The sequence below is a fragment of the Paenibacillus sp. MAHUQ-63 genome, assembly GCF_028765165.1.
Lineage (GTDB): Bacteria > Bacillota > Bacilli > Paenibacillales > NBRC-103111 > Paenibacillus_E.
This window is the reverse complement of sequence record NZ_JARADB010000005.1, coordinates 229,694-246,217: the sequence shown is the minus strand read 5'-3', so window position 1 is coordinate 246,217 and position 16,524 is coordinate 229,694. Positions and strand designations below refer to the sequence as shown.

General features: G+C 51.9%; 16 protein-coding genes. 12 read left to right on the top strand and 4 right to left on the bottom strand.

Translation table 11 applies throughout. The annotated features are described in order from the left end of the window. Positions 1 to 69: 69 nt before the first annotated feature. From PUT07_RS27025 to PUT07_RS27005, 5 genes are all read left to right on the top strand, one after another. Positions 70 to 792 carry a glycerophosphodiester phosphodiesterase gene (locus PUT07_RS27025; protein ID WP_274471885.1) on the top strand — a complete coding sequence of 241 codons (723 nt, stop codon included), beginning with the start codon at positions 70 to 72 and terminating at the stop codon, positions 790 to 792. 247 nt (positions 793 to 1,039) lie between these two features. Further along, positions 1,040 to 1,831 carry an amino acid ABC transporter substrate-binding protein gene (locus tag PUT07_RS27020; protein WP_274471884.1) on the top strand — a complete coding sequence of 264 codons (792 nt, stop codon included), beginning with the start codon at positions 1,040 to 1,042 and terminating at the stop codon, positions 1,829 to 1,831. A gap of 11 nt (positions 1,832 to 1,842) precedes the next feature. Then, entirely contained in the window at positions 1,843 to 2,523 is a 681-nt protein-coding gene (locus PUT07_RS27015; RefSeq protein WP_274471883.1) for an amino acid ABC transporter permease, read from the top strand. Positions 2,524 to 2,536: 13 nt separating this feature from the next. Beyond that, complete coding sequence (locus PUT07_RS27010; RefSeq protein WP_274471882.1) at positions 2,537 to 3,286, top strand: amino acid ABC transporter ATP-binding protein; 750 nt, start codon at positions 2,537 to 2,539, stop codon at positions 3,284 to 3,286. 142 nt (positions 3,287 to 3,428) lie between these two features. Further along, positions 3,429 to 3,755 carry a hypothetical protein gene (locus tag PUT07_RS27005; protein ID WP_274471881.1) on the top strand — a complete coding sequence of 109 codons (327 nt, stop codon included), beginning with the start codon at positions 3,429 to 3,431 and terminating at the stop codon, positions 3,753 to 3,755. A gap of 146 nt (positions 3,756 to 3,901) precedes the next feature. On the opposite strand, the gene PUT07_RS27000 is transcribed toward PUT07_RS27005, so the two are convergent. Then, positions 3,902 to 4,333 carry a VOC family protein gene (locus tag PUT07_RS27000; protein ID WP_274471880.1) on the bottom strand — a complete coding sequence of 144 codons (432 nt, stop codon included), beginning with the start codon at positions 4,331 to 4,333 and terminating at the stop codon, positions 3,902 to 3,904. Between the two features lie 243 nt (positions 4,334 to 4,576). On the opposite strand from PUT07_RS27000, the gene rlmN reads away from it, so the two are divergent. Further along, complete coding sequence (rlmN, locus tag PUT07_RS26995) at positions 4,577 to 5,659, top strand: 23S rRNA (adenine(2503)-C(2))-methyltransferase RlmN (protein WP_274471879.1); 1,083 nt, start codon at positions 4,577 to 4,579, stop codon at positions 5,657 to 5,659. Between the two features lie 245 nt (positions 5,660 to 5,904). Here rlmN and PUT07_RS26990 read toward each other — a convergent pair whose 3' ends face one another. Then, entirely contained in the window at positions 5,905 to 6,420 is a 516-nt protein-coding gene (locus PUT07_RS26990) for a hypothetical protein (protein ID WP_274472002.1), read from the bottom strand. Between the two features lie 253 nt (positions 6,421 to 6,673). Between PUT07_RS26990 and PUT07_RS26985 the strand changes: the two genes are divergently transcribed. Beyond that, complete coding sequence (locus PUT07_RS26985; RefSeq protein WP_274471878.1) at positions 6,674 to 7,330, top strand: glycosyltransferase; 657 nt, start codon at positions 6,674 to 6,676, stop codon at positions 7,328 to 7,330. A gap of 61 nt (positions 7,331 to 7,391) precedes the next feature. On the opposite strand, the gene thrC is transcribed toward PUT07_RS26985, so the two are convergent. Both thrC and PUT07_RS26975 read right to left on the bottom strand, forming a co-directional pair. Continuing rightward, a complete protein-coding gene (thrC, locus tag PUT07_RS26980) occupies positions 7,392 to 8,780 on the bottom strand; it encodes a threonine synthase (protein WP_274471877.1) in 1,389 nt (462 codons plus the stop codon). Between the two features lie 139 nt (positions 8,781 to 8,919). Next, positions 8,920 to 9,933 carry a copper amine oxidase N-terminal domain-containing protein gene (locus PUT07_RS26975; protein ID WP_274471876.1) on the bottom strand — a complete coding sequence of 338 codons (1,014 nt, stop codon included), beginning with the start codon at positions 9,931 to 9,933 and terminating at the stop codon, positions 8,920 to 8,922. 178 nt (positions 9,934 to 10,111) lie between these two features. On the opposite strand from PUT07_RS26975, the gene PUT07_RS26970 reads away from it, so the two are divergent. From PUT07_RS26970 to PUT07_RS26950, 5 genes are all read left to right on the top strand, one after another. After that, entirely contained in the window at positions 10,112 to 11,854 is a 1,743-nt protein-coding gene (locus PUT07_RS26970) for an ABC transporter ATP-binding protein (protein WP_274471875.1), read from the top strand. A gap of 19 nt (positions 11,855 to 11,873) precedes the next feature. Continuing rightward, positions 11,874 to 13,619: an ABC transporter ATP-binding protein gene (locus PUT07_RS26965; protein ID WP_274471874.1), complete on the top strand. Its 1,746-nt coding sequence runs from the start codon at positions 11,874 to 11,876 to the stop codon at positions 13,617 to 13,619. Positions 13,620 to 14,569: 950 nt separating this feature from the next. After that, on the top strand, positions 14,570 to 15,013 hold the full coding sequence (locus tag PUT07_RS26960; protein WP_274471873.1) for a MarR family winged helix-turn-helix transcriptional regulator: 444 nt from the start codon (positions 14,570 to 14,572) through the stop codon (positions 15,011 to 15,013). A 97-nt stretch (positions 15,014 to 15,110) separates the two neighbouring features. Continuing rightward, positions 15,111 to 15,512 carry a DoxX family protein gene (locus PUT07_RS26955; protein ID WP_274471872.1) on the top strand — a complete coding sequence of 134 codons (402 nt, stop codon included), beginning with the start codon at positions 15,111 to 15,113 and terminating at the stop codon, positions 15,510 to 15,512. 58 nt (positions 15,513 to 15,570) lie between these two features. Then, positions 15,571 to 16,524 (top strand): ring-cleaving dioxygenase, encoded by a 954-nt coding sequence (locus tag PUT07_RS26950; protein WP_274471871.1) that lies wholly within the window; start codon positions 15,571 to 15,573, stop codon positions 16,522 to 16,524.

Sequence of the window (16,524 nt, the reverse complement as noted above, 5' to 3'; positions counted from 1 at the left end):
ATTTTGCGATATGATGATGGGAGTCGTTAAGGTTCTGCTGCATGATCAAATCGAGGAGGTTACGCCGCCATGATACAAGGATTGGCTCATCGAGGTTACCCGAAGAGGGTTCCGGAAAATACGGTCGCTTCTTTTCAAGCTGCTCTAGATTTAGGATACAGCCATCTTGAGTTGGACGTGCAATTAACGAAAGACGGTGTACCTGTCGTCATTCACGATACGACGGTCAACCGGACGACGAACGGCAAAGGCATGGTCGCAAGTTTCACGTTCGAGGAGCTGCGGAAGCTGGATGCCGGGGGCGGACAGCCTGTTCCGACGCTGGAGGAAGTGCTTTTGCTTGCTAAGGGAAAGGCTCATGTCGACATTGAGTTGAAGCAGAGCGGGGATTTGTATCCGGGTCTGGAGCAAAAGGTGCTGGATACCGTGCACGCATGCGGCATGTTGAATGAGGTTTTCGTCTCTTCCTTCGACCACTATTCCATCATTCGGATGCGCGAGTTATCCCCCGATATTGAGCTGGGGCTTGTTCTTTACGGGGCGACACCGTCGGTGTTCCCGCTTGCCAAGGAGATCCGCGCCCGTTATGTTTCCGTCAAATACATCTATTTGACGGATGAGTTTGTGAAGCGCTGCGACGAGCAGGGCATTCAACTGATCGCTTGGACGATCGATGATGAGGCGCATATGAGCGAGCTGCTCAGGAGATATCCGCATGTCTGGATATGCACCAACGAGCTGGAGCGCTGGAAGATGTGCTTGGAGTCGCACGAGGCGCAGGTACAAACCTAGCGTAGATGCAGCTGAATTGAATGGGAAGACCGTACAGGCGTCCTTAGTGGAGTCTGAGCGGTCTTTCTTTGCGTATGGCTCTGCGAAGAAGTACCGGGAGCATCCCGCATGGCATCATTACAGGAGATGTTATAGCCGCGCAGGAGTTCGTGAAGCAAATGTTCAGTTAGTCAGAACTTAAATTTGGCTGGATTGGGAATAATACCTCTCGTATTCGCAAATTGGATCGTTTACGGGAGGTTACACATTGAAAAAAAGCATCGGATTCACCCTTACTTTCGTCGCTGCTTTGACATTAGCAGGCTGCGGCGCCAAAGAGGGGCAGCAGGCGGGGGGGACCAGCGCTCCCACAGCTGCCCCGGCGGCGGAAATTACCATTGGAACCGAAGGAACGTATGCGCCATTCACGTTCCATGATAAGGATGGCAAACTAACGGGATTCGATGTCGAAATCGCCCAGGAAGTGGCCAAGCGCATCGGTCTCACGCCGCGTTTCATCGAGGCGAAATGGGACGGTATGATCGCCGGTCTAGATGCGAAGCGGTATGACATGGTCGCGAACGAAGTCGCGGTGCGTCCGGACCGGTTGGAGAAATACGACATGTCCGATCCGTATATCGTATCGCGGGCTGTGCTCGTCGTTGGGGCGGGGAATACCGATATCAAATCGCTGGACGATCTGAAAGGGAAGAAAGTCGGCCAATCCCTGGACAGCAACTATCGCAAAATCGCGGAGGAACATGGTGCAACGAACACGGTTGTCGAAGGCTTCAATCAGGCGATCGATCTTCTGACATCAGGCCGGATTGACGCAACGCTTAACGACAGCCTATCGTTTCTGGATTTGAAGAAGCAGCGTCCGGATTTGGCGATCAAGACCGTCTATGAGGAGCCTAATGCAACCAGCAACGCCTTCTTGCTGCGCAAAGGCAGCACCGAGCTGGTGCAGAAGGTGAATAAGGCGCTTGCCGATATGAAGGCGGATGGCTCGTACTTGAGCATTTCGCAAAAATGGTTTAATACCGATGTTTCGAAGTAAAGGAACAGCCTATGACAACTGAACGCATGGAACGAATAATAGGAATCCTTAGCGATTCCTTTTTTCCCATTGTGAAGGCGGGGCTGGCCTACACCATTCCTCTTACTTTAATTACATTCACCTTAGGGCTCATCCTGGCTTTCTTGACGGCATTAGCCCGGTTATCCGGCTTCCAACCCTTGGTGCTCATCGCAAGATTCTATGTCTGGGTGTTTCGGGGCACACCGCTGTTGGTCCAGTTGTTTATCCTATTCTATGGGTTTCCGAGCCTGGGAATTACCCTGGACCCGTTCCCGACGGCGGTTATCGGCTTCACGTTAAATAAAGGCGCCTACAGCTCGGAGATCATTCGCGCCGCGATCCTTTCTATTCCGAAAGGGCAGAGAGAAGCGGCGTATTCGATCGGCATGACGAGGTGGCAAGCGATGCGTCGTATTATTCTTCCGCAGGCTGTGCGCGTCGCTATTCCGCCTCTGGGCAACTCGTTCATCGCCTTGACCAAGGATACGTCGTTAGCGGCAACAATTACGGTCACGGAGATGTTTCAGAAGGGTCAGCAATTCGCGTCGGTGACCTATGAGCCTCTCTGGTTGTACACGGAAGTCGCTGCCGTATATCTGCTGTTCAGCACGGTCTTATCCTACTTCCAGAACAGGCTGGAGAGACGGTATGACCGCAGCGTAGCAACGTAAAGGGGGGCTGTTGGTGATTCAACTGGAGGGTCTTCATAAAAGGTACCAAGAGCACGAGGTTTTGAAAGGCATTGATTTGTCCGTCCGCCCGGGAACAACGACTGTCATTATCGGTCCGTCCGGGTCGGGGAAGACGACGCTGCTCAGGTGTCTCAACCTGCTGGAAATTCCCGATCGAGGCAAACTTACGCTGGCCGGGACGGCGCTGGCTTTCACCGGTACAGGCAGAGTGAATCAGGGAGAACTGATGGCAATACGCAGGATGACCGGGATGGTATTTCAGAATTATAACCTGTTTCCGCATCTCACGGCATTGCAGAATGTGATGGAAGGGCAAGTCGTTGTGCAGAAGAAGTCTCGCGCCGATGCCCGGAACGTGGCCTTGAACATGCTGGAGAAGGTTGGTTTGCGCGAGCGCGCCGACAGCTATCCTCACGAGCTGTCCGGCGGGCAGCAGCAGCGTGTCGGAATCGCGCGGGCGATGGCGCTGCAGCCGAAGGTACTGTTGTTCGATGAACCGACATCCGCGCTCGATCCGGAGCTTGTCGGAGAGGTGCTTAAGGTGATGCGGAATTTATCGGCGGAAGGGATGACCATGGTTGTAGTGACGCATGAAATGGGTTTTGCCAGAGAAGTGGCGGACCAAGTGGTGTTCATGGATCAGGGAATTGTGATGGAGAGAGGTACGCCTGAGCAAGTGTTCGAACAGTCGGGCAGCGCAAGGACGCAGCAGTTTCTGCGTAAAATCCGTGACAAGTCCTAAGACCATTCATTTTTCCTAGCAAAAGACGACAAGTTTCCTCGGAATTCCCGAAAAATACATGAATCCTGCTCCCCTCACTTCGACAGATATTACAAGCCGGGTGTTGTACTATTTGAGTACATACATCTAGGAGGTGCAGTTGTTGATTGACAAGAATGTAAAGAGCAGAGCAGTTGCGTTCGTGAAAAGTGAGCTTGAGCGGGTATTAAGGGATTTGGAAAGTGGGATTATTACTAGAGACCAAGCCGTTGGCAGTTTGAATACACTTTTCAATCTTTCTTCCGGAATCGAGGACCCCGCCCATATGCAATTGATTTGTAGGATCACCGCTTACATACGAACGACAAACTTTTATGGCCAACTGAAGAAGATGTATGCGAATAAATTTTTTCACGAGTTTCCTGCACCTGCACCTGAAGAAGTGAAAGAAGTACCGGCAATCAAAGTGTTAGAGAAAATTGTACGTTAGGGTGTCTATGTTGTTACACGGAAAGCCTTCATAACCACGGGAAAAGTGGTGATGGAGGCTTTTTGCGTGTTGGAGATTGTACCATCCGTCCTGCGGCCTTCCCGCACAGGCTCATACCGGCCCGGCGGGCAGCCGATACTATGATGTTATTGGTTCATAGGACGATCCGTGAAAATGTGGAATGTAACGCCGAACTTGTCCGTCACTTGCCCGTATCCTGGGCTGAAATGCGTCTCCGACAGCGGCATGATAACCCGTCCGCCATCCTCTAAGGCATGATAAAGCTGTTTGGATTTATCCGCATCGCTCGTCGAGATGCAGATCGTAACGTTATTGCCTTTCTGAACAGGCATCCCCGGGAACGTATCGGAAAGCATCAGACGCGCCTCGCCGATCACCAGCATCGCATGTCCGATAAGTCCTTTGGCTTCATCCGGCAAAGCAAACTCGGGATTTTCCGGGAACTCGCCGAACGTTTGTTGGAAGACGAGTTGGGCGCCCAAGGCTTTCTCATAAAATTGGATCGCTTCCTTCGCATTACCTTCCATTACCAAATAAGGGTCTAAACGCAGTGACATCATCCATCGCTCCTCGATTAATTTTTATTAAAATTGCCTACTTCTTATTATTACCATAAAACTCACAAAAAATAAAGAACATATGTTCGATGTTTTTGATAAATAGGATTGCTCCGCTTTCATGCTGGAAGTGTGCTCCTCTTGTGTTCATGAGCGATTTTTGGCACAATAATAAACAATGGTAGGCTTCGGCTGCTTAGTAGAACTAGGACTGTGTGCGAAAGTCTTGGAAAGAGGATAATTATGAATAAACCATCCATCTATGGATTAACTTTTGATCAATTGGTCGCCTGGCTTGCTGATAAAGGGTTCAAGAGGTCGCGCGCGCTGCTCGTGTGGGATTGGTTGTACCGTAAAAGGGTGACGGCATTCTCGGAGATGACGGATGTGAAGCAGGACTGTCTGGATGTCTTGGCCGAGCACTTTGAGATTCAAACCTTGACGGAGCACCTGAAACAAGAGTCGGCGGACGGAACGATTAAATTTCTGTTTAAGCTGCAGGACGGCAATTTAATAGAAACGGTGCTGATGCGGCACAAGTACGGGTTATCGGTCTGCGTAACGACGCAAGTGGGCTGCAATATCGGATGCAGCTTCTGTGCGAGCGGATTATTGGCCAAGAGCCGGGATCTCTCCGGCGGGGAAATCGTGGGGCAGATTATGAAGGTTCAACTTCACCTGGACAGCAAGGGCGCCGGCGAGCATGTAAGCCATATTGTGGTCATGGGGATCGGCGAGCCTTTCGATAATTTCACTAACATGGAGAATTTCATCCGTGTGGTGAAGGATCAGAAGGGATTAGACATCGCGGCCCGGCATATTACCGTCTCAACGAGCGGACTTGCCGATAAAATCCGGGAATTCGCGGACTCCGATTTGAAAACGAATCTGGCGATTTCCCTACATGCTCCTACGAATGAGCTGCGTACGCGGATTATGAAAATCAACAAAGCGATTCCGATCGAGAAGCTGATGAGTGCGATCGAGTATTATTTGGAGAAGACGAACCGGAGAATTACGATCGAGTATATCCTTCTCAGGGACGTGAACGACAAGCACGAGCATGCGCTTCAACTGGCCGAGCTGATTCGTCATATCAGCCAGCTGGCGAACGTCAACCTCATTCCTTACAATCCGGTGGATGAGCACAGCCAGTATCAACGGAGCGAGCGTGAGACGATCCGGGCTTTCTACGATACGCTGAAAAAGCAGGGCATATCCGTCAGCGTCCGTCTCGAGCACGGGACGGATATCGACGCGGCATGCGGACAACTGCGAAGCAAGCAGATCAAGAAGTCCGGAGAGGATAGCCTTGTGGCACAGTAAGCAACAAGGGATATAACGAAGAGCGTCAGGCATTGGGCCTGACGCTCTTTGCTGTACGCCCGGCATGAGCGGGAGTTCGGCGGTAAGGCCAGCACTCGTTCAAAGGCTCGTTCCACGCGCTTGTCCGGCTTGCTGCCGGTTTTTTATATGATTTTTCGAACAGAATCAGACGAAGTGCTGTATCCGCCGGCGCAGTAACGGCCATGCAAACCCCGCCTCATGATCCAAGACGGGGCTTATCCAGACTAAAACCTGCTCGTCTCTTTATTGCTGCGCAGGAACATCAAGGAGATCCCCGCAACAATCAGTGCGATAGCGAAGATCGGCTGATGCTGGAAAATGCCCGAGAACAGCGAACCGATCGAGAAAATGGCGAAGAACAGAAGCGACATCACCGCCAAGATGTTGATTGGAATGAGCAGCCACTTGTTGCGCCCGCCGAACCAGTACAGCTCGAACAAGCCGACGGCGACCGCCAGCATGAAGCCCGGCCACATGAGATGCCAAATGTCGAACAGCATGGAGATTTGGCAAACGATACCCGACGTCAGCATAATGCCGCCGGGCACGAGGACACCAACGCCTCTGCGCTGCAAGATGAAAAAATACAGCCAATGAAAGAAGACGCCAACCGGAATAACGAAGAGGGTCGGCCAGAAATACTCGAAAATCGTACCGGTGCTGAACGTGATTTCCCCTTTTAGAAACATGAAAATGCCTAAAAGAATCAAGATCGGACCGAGAAAAGCGCTGCGGTTCATGTTCACTAGATTCACTCCTATTAACTTAGTCATTAAGCTAAGCATATCATGCCGGTAGATGGATGTCCTCCTGCTTAGGTGGAGGACGCTATCGGTCTCGGGGCTGATTTTTTGCCAGAGTCCATTCCGTCACTGTCGCTTCCTTCCTTCTTTCCTGTATGAGCTTCCTCCCTCTTTTATGAATGAAAACGACTCCGCCGTACACAATAAAACAAGCTGTTGATTCCATCTATTCAGAAGGAGACGAATACGTATGCAAGGGAAGTTCATCAAGATTACGCTGCTGTCTCTGTCGCTTGTTCTCAGCGCCGCTCCTCTTCGAGCAGAGGCGCATCATGACATTCCGGCAGCCGCCAAACAGCAGATGTACACGCAATCCATGGTGCAGTTGAAGGGCGATCTTAGAAGGTTGTGGATGGATCATGCGCTTTGGACGCGCAGCTATTTGGTCAGCGCGCTTGCCGGCTTGGAAGATAAAGATAAAACATTGGCCAGATTGCTGAGGAATCAGAGAGACATCGGAAACGCAATAAAACCTTTCTACGGGGAAGCCGCAGGGAATCAGCTGGGCGAGCTCTTGACCCAGCACATCGTCATTGCCGGCAGGGTTATTGACGCGGCGAAAGCGGGGAATGCGGCCGAATATGAGAAGGCGAATAAAGAATGGTTCCGGAATGCCGACGATATCGCGGGATTCCTGAGCAGAGCGAACCCGAACTGGCCGTTAAAGACGGTGCAGGAGTTGATGTACGTCCACCTGCAATTATTGACGGAAGATGTCAACGCGAGAATTAAAAGGGATTGGGACGCAGATATCGCAGCGTTCGACAAAGGTGCAGACCATCTCATGGTGCTGGCCGATACGCTAACGGACGGCATCATCAAACAATTTCCGCAAATGTTCAAATAAGCTCGAAAAAAGGGGTTGTCTCGAAGGTCTTGTCAGATCTTCAGGGACAACCCCTTACTATTTAAAAGAATTTCACCAGCTGCTCTTTGATCGCGTCGTTCGAGCCGCCGACAACCGTTTGGAATTGCGGCTTGTCGAACAGCGCGGTAATTTGCGGCGGATAGGTCTGCTCAATACCGCGGAGGCGAATGGATTCGTCGAATTTGGCCGGGTGAGCCGTGGACAGCGCCACCGTTACTTCGCCGTCAGCGGCGATGCGGTCGGCCGCCGCGACTCCGCAAGCGGTGTGCGGATCGAGCAGATAGCCGACTTCGTTGTAGTAGGCGCTGATCGTATCCAGGCACTCCTCGTTCTGTACGCCGTAAGCGGCGAAATCCGCCTGCACGGCTTGCAGCTTGTCGGCCGGAATGACGATGCGGCCTTCGGCTTTGAACTGTGCCATCAGCGCAGTGACAGCTTCTGCATCTTCGCCGTACAGGTAGAACAGGTAGCGCTCGAAGTTGCTTGCAACTTGAATGTCCATGGAAGGGCTGTACGTGCCGCGGAATTCGCCCGGCTGATACACGCCTTCCTTCACGAAACGCTCAAGGATGTTGTTCTCGTTCGTAGCCAGAATAAGCTTATGAATCGGCAGGCCCATCTTCTGTGCGAGATAGCCGGCGAAGATATCGCCGAAATTACCGGTCGGCACGCTAAAGTTGATTTTCGCCCCTTGGACGGAATCTGCGATTTGGAAATAGGCGTAGAAATAATAGACCGTTTGCGCCAAAATACGGGCGATATTGATGGAGTTGATCGCACGCAGGTGGTAGCGGTGCTTGAACTCTACGTCGGCGAACAGTTCCTTGATGATGCGCTGGCAGTCATCGAAGGTGCCTTCGACGGACAGGTTCAATACATTTTCGCTGTCGACGGTCGTCATCTGCAGCTCTTGGACCTTGCTCACCTTCTGGTGAGGGTGAAGGATACAGATCCGAATGCCTTCCTTGCCACGCACGCCTTCGATTGCGGAAGCCCCGGTATCGCCGGACGTCGCACCAAGAATGTGGATGATGGAGTTCGTCTTGCGGGATACGTACCCATACAGGTTGCCCAGGAATTGCAGGGCAATGTCCTTGAATGCGAATGTCGGGCCATGGAACAATTCGAGCACGAAGGTGTCGTCGTTCAGACGTTTGACCGGTGTAACGGCCTCGTCGCGGAATGTGGAGTAGCTGTCGTCAACGAGCTTCTTCAGCTCGTCGCGAGGGATTTCATTCTCGATAAACAATGAGAAAACTTCAAGCGCCAGCTCCGGATAAGAAAGGCTGCGCCACTTCTGGAGCGTGTCTGCGGACAGCTGCGGGATATTTCTCGGAACAAGCAAACCGCCGTCGTTCGCCAATCCCATCAGGATGGCATCGATGAAGCCGAGGGGTTCTACTTTACCGCGTGTGCTAATGTATTCCATATAAGTCCCCTTATTCGAATGAATTTTCAGTTATTGTATCAAAAAACCAACGGTTTGGACAGTGCGATCAGCCGCGAGGAACGAAGAAACCTCCCTATCGTAAGGGAGGTTTTCATATTTTTACAAGATTTGCGGATCGTTATTCTTCTTTATCCCCAACAACGATTTTCCAAGCGGTGCCGATAGGCGGCAGACTCTTGGTCAAAGCCGGTCCGTAGAAGCCGATCACGTTCGCACCTTTGACAAGCGCCGAAGTGCCCACTTTGTCTCCGTTTTTGTCCACGACAGCCGTATCTTTCGTCAATTGAAGGACGACTTCGTCCGGCGCCGAGTCCGTCAGACCTTGGCCTTTCACCAAAATGCTCAAGTCCTCTTTATTCTCGCTGCGGACTTCTGCAATGACGCCTGCGGTGCCGATAAGGCCGGCTTGCAGCTTCGTATCCAGCACCGTCACTTTGGACGTTGGTGTTTGCGGTGGCAAACTCATCGTCATGATCATGGAATGCTCGCCAGATACGGTTAAGCCTGCATGCAGATCGGCAAGACTAAGTTTAGTACCGTCGAGCATCTGATAGACGGTGTCTTTATCCACATTGAAAACGATCCCCTCGGTGCCAATGCCCTGGATTTGAATTTGCGCATTGTCGCCGTTGGTGCGAATGGCTGTGATGACGCCGGTCGACTGCACTTTCTTAGCCTCCTCCTTCATAGAAATGGCAACGGAGCTGCCCTTGGAGGCGACCGTTCCGCGAATAATCTTGCTCACGAACGTAACGGGAACGTGCAGCTTACTGTCAACCAATTCAGGCGCTGTGCCGAGAGTTGTCAGCCTTTTATTGATCGTGTAGCGGTCTTCGCCGGTTGTTACGGTTGTGAATACGTTATCTTTGGCCAAATCCACCGAATACGTCGCCGGATTCCAAGTGAGCGTGAACCCAAGGCTTTCCGTTACTGCGCGCAGCGGCAGCATAGGTTCGGCGGCGCCCGGTTTCATGAAGCCGTTCTCGGCAAGCATTTCTCCGCCGACGTGTACGGTGATCGGGTTCTCGAGTTGTGTTTTCGCAGGTTCATTAGGAGCGGCATAGGCCGTGCCTGCAGTCATCATAGCGGTCAGGGACAGAAGTGTCAGACTTTTTTTCATCAAACGGTTCATGCGGATCTTCCTTTCTGTATGTAAGAGCTGTCTATAGTCTTTCCTTATAACGGAAGAAGCTTCCTCATTGTTGCAAAATGACAGGAAACTTTGATTAAATCGAACTTCTTCATAGACTTCAAGTGATTGAAACTATAGAATCAATGTATGTGTGCATAAATGGAAAGAGGTGGAATTATTGTCTTTTATCATCAAGCTGCGCTGGTTTTTCAAAGATAGATGGAGGTTTTACCTGCTAGCCATCGGACTTATGGTCGGCGTCAATCTGCTCTCTACAATCCCGCCCAAAATGATCGGCAACACCATTGACCATATTCGCAGCGGCAATCTGACCTCCCAGGACCTGAATCAGACGGTCTGGCTGCTTATAGGGCTGGCCTTGCTGCTCTACATCATGACTTATGTGTGGATCACGACGTTGTTCGGCAACTCGGCACTGGTGGAGAAGGTGCTCCGGGGGCGATTGCTCGCGCACTTGACGAGAATGACGCCCGCATTCTTCCAACGCAACAGCACGGGGCAGTTGATGGCATTGGCGACGAACGATGTGCTGGCGATCGGTCAGACCTCGGGGTACGGGGTCATGACGCTCGTGCATACGCTGGTCGGGGCAACCGTTGTCATTGTCACGATGATCTCTCTCATTTCTTTTAAATTAATGATTGCCGCGTTGATCCCGCTGCCTTTTCTGGCTGTTGTGATTAGCAAATTAGGTCAGAAGGTGAGAGTCCGCTTCCTGGCCGCCCAGGCTTCTTTCGGCAAAATGAACGATCACGCGCTGGAGTCGATTTCCGGTATTCGCGTTATCCGGTCTTATGTGCAGGAGGAGCACGATTTGCGGGCTTTCGATGGCGTTACTTCCGATGTCATGAATAAAAATAAAAGTGTTTCCAAGCTAAACGCGCTCTTTCAGCCATTGACTTCACTAATCGTTGGGCTCAGCTATTCGATTGGCATAGGCTATGGTTCGTATCTGGTGTTCCACGATGAAATTTCACTCGGACAGCTCGTCTCGTTTAACATCTATCTCGGCATGCTCATTTGGCCGATGATTTCCTTCGGCGAATTCATCAATGTCCTGCAGCGGGGAAGCGCCTCTGCGGACCGGTTGGATACCGCGCTGACGCAGGCAGCCGATATCGTGGACGATGCCGCACCGGTTCACGTGAACGTGCCTGATCGGATCGAGATGAGAGATCTCAGCTTCACGTATCCGACGGCTAAGCACCCCAGCCTTGCGCATGTCTCCTTCGAGCTGGAGCGCGGACAGACCCTCGGGATCGTAGGGCGCACCGGCAGCGGCAAAAGCACATTGCTCAAGCAGCTGCTCAGGCAATATCCGGTCGAGCCCGGGAAGCTGCTCATCGCGGATGTGCCGATTGAGCGGATTTCCTTGGCCCAGGTGAAAAGCTGGATGGCTTACGTTCCGCAGGAGCATCTCCTGCTGTCCAAATCCATCCGCGACAATATCGCGCTGGGCAAGCATGATGCGTCGCCGGAAGAGATCGCCTGGGCGGTGGAGATGGCTTCGTTCACCCAGGATATCGAGCAAATGCCGGACGGCCTTGCCACGATTGTCGGCGAGAACGGCGTGATGCTCTCCGGCGGGCAGAAGCAGCGGCTGGCCATTGCCAGAGCTCTGCTCATGCGAGCGGAGATTCTTCTGCTGGACGACTCCTTGTCCGCGGTCGACGCCCGGACGGAAAGCCGTATCCTGCAGAACATCCGGAAGGAGCGGGCCGGCCAAACGACATTGATCACGACACACCGGCTATCGGCCGTCAGTCATGCCAATTGGATTCTCGTGTTGGACGAAGGTCGGATTATCGAAGAGGGGACGCACGAGCAGCTGATGCTGTTCGGCGGCTGGTACCGGGAGCAATGGGACCGCCAGCAGATGGAAGCGAGCTTGGCTGAATAAGGAGGGAGGAGGAAACAAGATGAATAAACCGTCTACCGGAAAAAGACTCATTGCGTACGCTGCCGCATACAAATTCAGGATTATCGGCGCCCTGCTGATCCTATGCTGTGCCGTCGGGGCGGAGCTGGCCGGGCCCTATATTACGAAAACGATCATCGACCGGCATCTCACCGCCGGTACAAGCCAAATGTCGTCAGTGCTGGGGCTGCTCGGCTTATATATGGGATTGCTGCTGGTCGCCAGCGTTTGCAACTATACGCAGGCTTATCTGTTCCAATCCACGGCGCTGCAAATCATCAAAAACATGCGCATGGACCTCATGCGCCATATTCAGCGCATATCGCTGCGTTATTTCGACAACACGCCGATCGGGCAGGTTGTGTCCAGAATCGCCAACGATACAGAGGCCGTTCGCGACTTGTTCATGAGCTTCATGGCGACGTTCGTGGTCAGTACCATGCAGCTGCTGGGCATTTTCGTCGCGTTATTTATTCTGGAATGGCATTTGGCTGTGTACTGCCTGGTGCTGCCGCCGATTTTCGCGTTAATTATGAAGATCCATTTGAAATACTCCAAAGTATTCATCTCCATCATGCGTGCGCGGCTTAGCGATATGAATGCGATGATTAACGAATCTATCGTCGTGATGCCGATCATTCAAGCTTTCCGCCGCGAGAAGGTGACGTTGGACGAATTCGAAGAGCTGAACAAGGACCGGTATGTGAACCAATTGAAGCAGTTCCGGGTATTTTCCTTGTCTTCGCGGAATATTGTCGGAACGATCGGAAGCCTGGTGACGGCGATGGTCATTTGGTATTTTGGCCGGGAGTCGCTGTCGACCGCTATATCCTTCGGGGTGTTTTACGCGTTCGTCGATTACTTGGGGCGAATCTTCCAGCCGATTATCGGCATCTTCGATCAGTTGACGAATGCGCAGAGAGCGTTCGTTTCGGCCGATAAGGTGTTCGCTATTCTCGATACGGAAGGGCAGGAGGTCGCGAAGACGGATCAAGTGAGCCGTCCGGAGGGCAACGTGAAGTTCAATAACGTCACATTTGCTTATAAAGAAGGGGAAAATGTGCTGAAGCATATCTCTTTCGAGGTCAAAAAAGGAGAAACCATCGCACTGGTCGGCCATACCGGATCGGGCAAAAGCTCGATCATGAACCTGCTGCTCGGCTTTTACGAGCCGAATGAGGGCAGCATTACGATAGACGGCCGCGACATCCGGTCGATGTCCAAGCAGGCGCTGCGGAAGCATATGGGTATCGTTCTGCAGGATCCCTTTCTATTCGCAGGGGATATCAAGTTCAATGTCAGCCTCTATCATGAGGACATTTCGTTGGAGCGTGTCCGGAACGCGCTGCGCGATGTCGGTGCATCCTCCTTCATCGAGCAGCTGCCGAATGGCTACGATGAGCAAGTCGTAGAGCGCGGAAGCACGCTGTCATCGGGACAGCGGCAGCTTATTTCTTTCGCTAGAGCGCTCGCGTTCGACCCGTCCATCCTGATCTTGGACGAAGCGACAGCGAGCATAGACAGCGAAACCGAGGGGCTTATCCAACAGGCGCTGAAGGTCGTCAGCGAAGGGCGCACGACGCTCGTCATCGCGCACAGGCTGTCCACGATCCGCGATGCGGATCAGATTCTGGTGCTGCACCGCGGCGAGATTGCCGAGCGCGGTAACCATGAGACGCTGATGGCGCTGGGCGGCCGGTACGCCAAGATGTATCAGCTGCAGAAGGGCGCGTCGGCTGTGGTTTAGGCAGTACCGATGAACCTATACTAGTGAAAGTCGTCCTGTAACAAGTCTAACGGACACCAGGGGTTTTATTTGCTGAATTCGAACCTATATTCGGGTCCATTTCGGGAAATAACGTCACCGGTGTCCGTTAGCATTTTCAAGTGGCCAGATGCAGATTAGGTGCCGACTGATACCAACCAATCTACAGTAGGATATCATCAACTGATCCGCCTTCCGCCAACAAACTGTATACGACACATCAATTCACCACACCAGCAGCCGATCTCATCTTACCGATCTACCGGCTTTAGCATCAGTTCATCTCACAGATCTCTATCAGCACCAGTAACAGATTGCATCTTCCCAAACCCACCGGCATAATTCGGCAGACTCTACACTACTCACCAAATCACCCGCCGCCGCACATAGCCAGCTAGATATCGCCAACCGACCCGCCCGCAGCCAGTAGCAAATTATTAACGGCACATCGACAACTCGCCGGCATGCAGCAAATCTAACGGACACCGCGGCCGTTATTTATGTGAAAGCTACCCCGTTTCAGTTCTAACGGACAACAGGGATCTTATTTACCGATTTCGTGCCTATATTCGGGTCAAATCGGAGAAATAACGTCACCTGTGTCCGTTAGCATCTCAATATGTCCCAAATTCGCAAAATAAGCGCAGCTGTGTCCGTTAGCCCGGGTTAGCCGGTTATAACACGCCTGCCTTGAGTGCTTTAACGTCAGTTGCCAGTCAATGTACCTACTACATTGTAGGCCCCCGACCACATCACAAAATTCTTTTCGATTTTTTTAAAATACCCTGTTGACATTTATCTTAAAATAAAGTATCTTTAAATCAAGACATCGAGCACAAACAACTGAGACATAATAAACAACAAACGCGAGATGAACGAGAGTCACACTAAGTAACGATCTACCTAATGAAGAACGAAATGAGGTGAATCTGATGAGCGAGAAGCGCAATGACAGCTTGGATCTCTACATCGCACTTTCCCGGGCAAGCGAGTGGGTGAACGCCCACGGTGACCGCGACATTCGGAAGCATGGCCTGAACCGCACCGAATTCGGCGTCCTGGAGCTGCTTTACCACAAAGGCGCGCAAGCCATTCAACAAATCGGCTCCAAGGTGCTGATGAGCAGCGGTAACATCACATATGTCGTCGATAAACTGGAGAAGAAGGAATATGTCATTCGCCGCACCTCAACGGAAGACCGCAGACTCATCTTCGCCGAAATCACCGAGAAGGGCAAGCAATTTATCGAGAGTGTTTTCCCACAGCATACGGAAGTGATTGAGCAAGCGGTGGCCGGTCTCACAACCGAAGAGAAGCGGGTCGCAAGCCAGCTGCTGAAGAAGCTCGGCAAATTCGCACAGGAAGGTTTCAAATAGTCAAGTAGTTGATCCTTATAGGAGATAAACTACTTTCACTTTTAGGCAATATCTTAAATTAAAGATTCTTAAAATCAAAACAGAGGAGAGATTGCAAATGAGTATCGCACTAGGTTTGTTAGTCATTCGATTGGTTGTCGGGCTAAGCTTCATGGCCCACGGTTCACAGAAGTTGTTCGGCTGGTTCGGTGGTTACGGACCGAAGGGAACAGGCGGCTGGATGGAGTCCATCGGCATTAAGCCTGGGGTTGCGATGGCGGTTATCGCCGGGTTGATGGAATTCGTAGGCGGGCTGCTGTTCGCCGCAGGGTTTGGCACCGTGTTCGCTTCCTTGCTCATCGCTTTGACAATGATCATGGCGATTGCCAAAGTACACGGCAAGAACGGGTACTGGAGCACCGCCGGCGGTTTCGAATATAACCTTTTGCTAATTGCCGTAGCTGTAAGTGTAGCTTTAACGGGTGCAGGCGCTTATTCCATAGACGCTTTATTATTCTAAGAAACTTTCTGCTCAAGTAAGGAAAAACTAAACTAACTATCTAAAGGAGTGTTTTCAAATGACAAAACAACAAACTGCAGGCATCCACCATATCACCGCTTTCGTTCAAAACGCACAAGGGACTGTCGATTTCTACTCCGGTATCCTTGGTCTGCGTCTCGTGAAAAAAACAATTAACTTCGATGCTCCGGAAGTGTACCATCTGTACTTCGGCGATGAGCAAGGCAGTCCGGGAACGATCATCACCTTCTTCCCATGGCCTCACTCCCGCAAAGGACGTATCGGCGGCGGTCAAGTGGGCATCACCACCTATGCGGTTCCGACAGGCAGCCTTGCTTTCTGGGAAGAGCGTCTGACCCGTTTCGGCATCTCGTACGAGAAAACCGTAAGATTCCATGAAACCTACCTGCAGTTCGAAGACCGCGACGGCCTGAAACTTGAAATTGTCGAACGTGAGCAAGGAGCGCCAAGCACATGGTCTTTCGGCGGTATCCCAACCGATAAAGCGATCAAAGGTTTCGGCGGCGCCATCCTTTACAGTACAGCTCCGGATAAAACGGCTCAACTGCTTCAGCAAGTGATGGGGCTTGAGAAAATCGGCCAAGAAGGCGCGTTCGCAAGATTCAAATCTTACGGCGAGATCGGCAACATCATTGATCTCCAAGTGACACCGATGGCTTACGGTGCGGGCGGTGCCGGTACGGTCCACCATATTGCATGGCGGGCAAAAGACGATGCAGAGCACGAGCTTTGGAGAAGCCATGTGCAGAACAGCGGCTACCATCCAACACCGATTGTAGACCGTCAATATTTCAATGCGATCTACTTCCGCGAAGAAGGCGGCATCCTGTTCGAAATCGCGACAGATCCTCCAGGCTTCGCCAGAGACGAAGCGCCTGAAGCGCTTGGCGAAAAAATCATGCTGCCGGAATGGTTCGAAGAAAACCGGGCTCAAATTGAAAGCAATCTTCCGCCTATCGCGGTCAGAGAATTGGAGGCGAATCAGCAATGA

Coding starts and splice junctions, on each gene's coding strand:
- PUT07_RS26975 (WP_274471876.1), bottom strand. CDS start 9,933: ATGAACCGTTTGATGAAAAAAAGTCTGACACTTCTGTCCCTGACCGCT.
- PUT07_RS27025 (WP_274471885.1), top strand. CDS start 70: ATGATACAAGGATTGGCTCATCGAGGTTACCCGAAGAGGGTTCCGGAA.
- rlmN (WP_274471879.1), top strand. CDS start 4,577: ATGAATAAACCATCCATCTATGGATTAACTTTTGATCAATTGGTCGCC.
- PUT07_RS26985 (WP_274471878.1), top strand. CDS start 6,674: ATGCAAGGGAAGTTCATCAAGATTACGCTGCTGTCTCTGTCGCTTGTT.
- PUT07_RS26950 (WP_274471871.1), top strand. CDS start 15,571: ATGACAAAACAACAAACTGCAGGCATCCACCATATCACCGCTTTCGTT.
- PUT07_RS26990 (WP_274472002.1), bottom strand. CDS start 6,420: ATGAACCGCAGCGCTTTTCTCGGTCCGATCTTGATTCTTTTAGGCATT.
- PUT07_RS27000 (WP_274471880.1), bottom strand. CDS start 4,333: ATGTCACTGCGTTTAGACCCTTATTTGGTAATGGAAGGTAATGCGAAG.
- PUT07_RS26960 (WP_274471873.1), top strand. CDS start 14,570: ATGAGCGAGAAGCGCAATGACAGCTTGGATCTCTACATCGCACTTTCC.
- PUT07_RS26955 (WP_274471872.1), top strand. CDS start 15,111: ATGAGTATCGCACTAGGTTTGTTAGTCATTCGATTGGTTGTCGGGCTA.
- thrC (WP_274471877.1), bottom strand. CDS start 8,780: ATGGAATACATTAGCACACGCGGTAAAGTAGAACCCCTCGGCTTCATC.
- PUT07_RS26965 (WP_274471874.1), top strand. CDS start 11,874: ATGAATAAACCGTCTACCGGAAAAAGACTCATTGCGTACGCTGCCGCA.
- PUT07_RS27015 (WP_274471883.1), top strand. CDS start 1,843: ATGACAACTGAACGCATGGAACGAATAATAGGAATCCTTAGCGATTCC.